Source organism: Paraburkholderia sp. UCT31 (assembly GCF_014397655.1).
Classification (GTDB): domain Bacteria; phylum Pseudomonadota; class Gammaproteobacteria; order Burkholderiales; family Burkholderiaceae; genus Paraburkholderia; species Paraburkholderia tuberum.
Map to the genome: position 1 here is coordinate 1 of NZ_VZQP01000169.1, position 1497 is coordinate 1497.

At 58.8% G+C, this 1497-nt stretch carries 2 protein-coding genes and 2 pseudogenes; 2 read left to right on the forward strand and 2 right to left on the reverse strand.

Annotated elements, in window-relative coordinates; genetic code table 11:
* Window positions 1–172, forward strand: a pseudogene (locus F6X40_RS41395) (IS5/IS1182 family transposase); the annotation flags it as partial.
* A gap of 29 nt (window positions 173–201) precedes the next feature.
* On the opposite strand, the gene F6X40_RS41400 reads toward F6X40_RS41395, so the two are convergent.
* On the reverse strand, window positions 202–546 hold the full coding sequence (locus tag F6X40_RS41400) for a nitronate monooxygenase (RefSeq protein ID WP_316251901.1): 345 nt from the start codon (window positions 544–546) through the stop codon (window positions 202–204).
* Between the two features lie 67 nt (window positions 547–613).
* Window positions 614–1117, reverse strand: coding sequence for a lipocalin-like domain-containing protein (locus F6X40_RS41405; RefSeq protein WP_184063309.1), 504 nt, complete (start codon window positions 1115–1117; stop codon window positions 614–616).
* Between the two features lie 289 nt (window positions 1118–1406).
* On the opposite strand from F6X40_RS41405, the pseudogene F6X40_RS41410 reads away from it, so the two are divergent.
* Window positions 1407–1497, forward strand: a pseudogene (locus F6X40_RS41410) (IS6 family transposase); the annotation flags it as partial.

Genomic DNA, 1497 nt, shown 5'->3' on the forward strand with positions numbered 1-1497 from the left:
GCACGATTCTCCGGTTCCGCCATCTGCTGGAAACGCACGGACTGGCGGTGCAAATGCTGGCGCTGGTCAATGAAATCCTGACGGAGAAAGGCCTGATGCTCAAGGCTGGATCGGCAGTCGACGCCACCTGATTGCCGCGCCCAGTTCGACAAAGAATGGCTCCGGTACGCGCTTCGGCCGACGCCCACAGACGAGTGCCCACTACTCCGCATCTGCGCCAAGCATCAGGGCTGCCGCCAATCCTCTCCCGTCCGCTATGCCGCCGGCCGCAATCAGCAAAGTTCCGGGCGAGCGTTGTTTCAAGCAGTCGGCAGCTTCCGGCACAAACGGAAATGTTGAACGGTTTCCTCCGTGCCCCCCTGCCTCGGTGTCCTCTACTACGATCGCTGCGGCGCCAGCTTCCAAGGCCACGTCGATCTGCGACAAGAACTGCACCTGGCAGATCAGCGCGGCGCCCGCGTCGCGGATTTCTGCTGCAAACGGTCGAGGGTCGCCAAATGAGAGGAACACGCAGAACGGCGAGTGGTGCAACGCTTTCGTCAGCATCGTCGGCGAGACCCGGACGTAGCGTGGGCGGTGGCTTCCCAAACCCCTCATACGCACACTTTCTCGCCTATTTCGCACGTTGCCACACTACCATTTGTGCGCCGTACCCGAAGCTTCCTGGAGTAACGTAAGTTAGCCGATTGCCAACAAGGGTGAACGGTCTTTGTTGGACCTCTCCATCCCAGTTCGGAAATGTACCCCGCTGAATGCGAAATACAATGGTGTGTGCCGCCTGGTCCACCGTATATGTGCCGAAATGTGCCACATTGCCCTGCGCAACTACTCTGTTTTCCTCAGCGGATCCTGAGAGGCGGTCACCGGATGCGAACTTCGGCAGGTCGGTACGAACCCCAACCAGAACGTAGCGGCCGTCGCTCCCAAATATCAACTGGCCCTCCGGACGCGGACCGAGTAACTCTGTCTGGGTGCCACTCCGCGAAACCGTCAGCGACACCAAGGTCCACGAACCCACGATGTCGCCTGCTGACTGCGCGAGAGCCTGTTGTTCGGTGAGGCAGATCGCGACAAACAATATCGCGGCGCCAGCCATTGTCCCGAGGGTTTTGTTCATGACTTTCTCCGTCATCGCACGCGTGTGGGGATTCGACAGCCCGGCTCTGTCGGCCGGGTCAACGAGAGTTTCCATCAAGGGTAGGCTTTTTTCGCACCGCGGGCATTCTGTGCGCCCTCCGTTTGCTCAGGACGTTGGCCTGCATCGATGCAGATAGAGCAACAATGCCATCTCGTCTGGGGCTTCTGGCTCACCGAAGCGCGTAATACAATAAACGAGGCAAGTTGGCGCTGTCGCATTAAGACAATCTGCGATCGTGGCGCTGGGAAAACGAAAGACGTGATCTACGATGACGAGCTTGAATGCGGGTAGGAACAAGGTGCTCAAACGGCTGCACTATCCGCTGGATGTGATATTGACTTGTGTGCGCTGGTACGTGG

What these genes read in the sequence shown, in the direction of transcription:
- F6X40_RS41400 (WP_316251901.1), bottom strand. Translation starts at nt 546, where the DNA reads ATGCTGACGAAAGCGTTGCACCACTCGCCGTTCTGCGTGTTCCTCTCA.
- F6X40_RS41405 (WP_184063309.1), bottom strand. Translation starts at nt 1,117, where the DNA reads ATGAACAAAACCCTCGGGACAATGGCTGGCGCCGCGATATTGTTTGTC.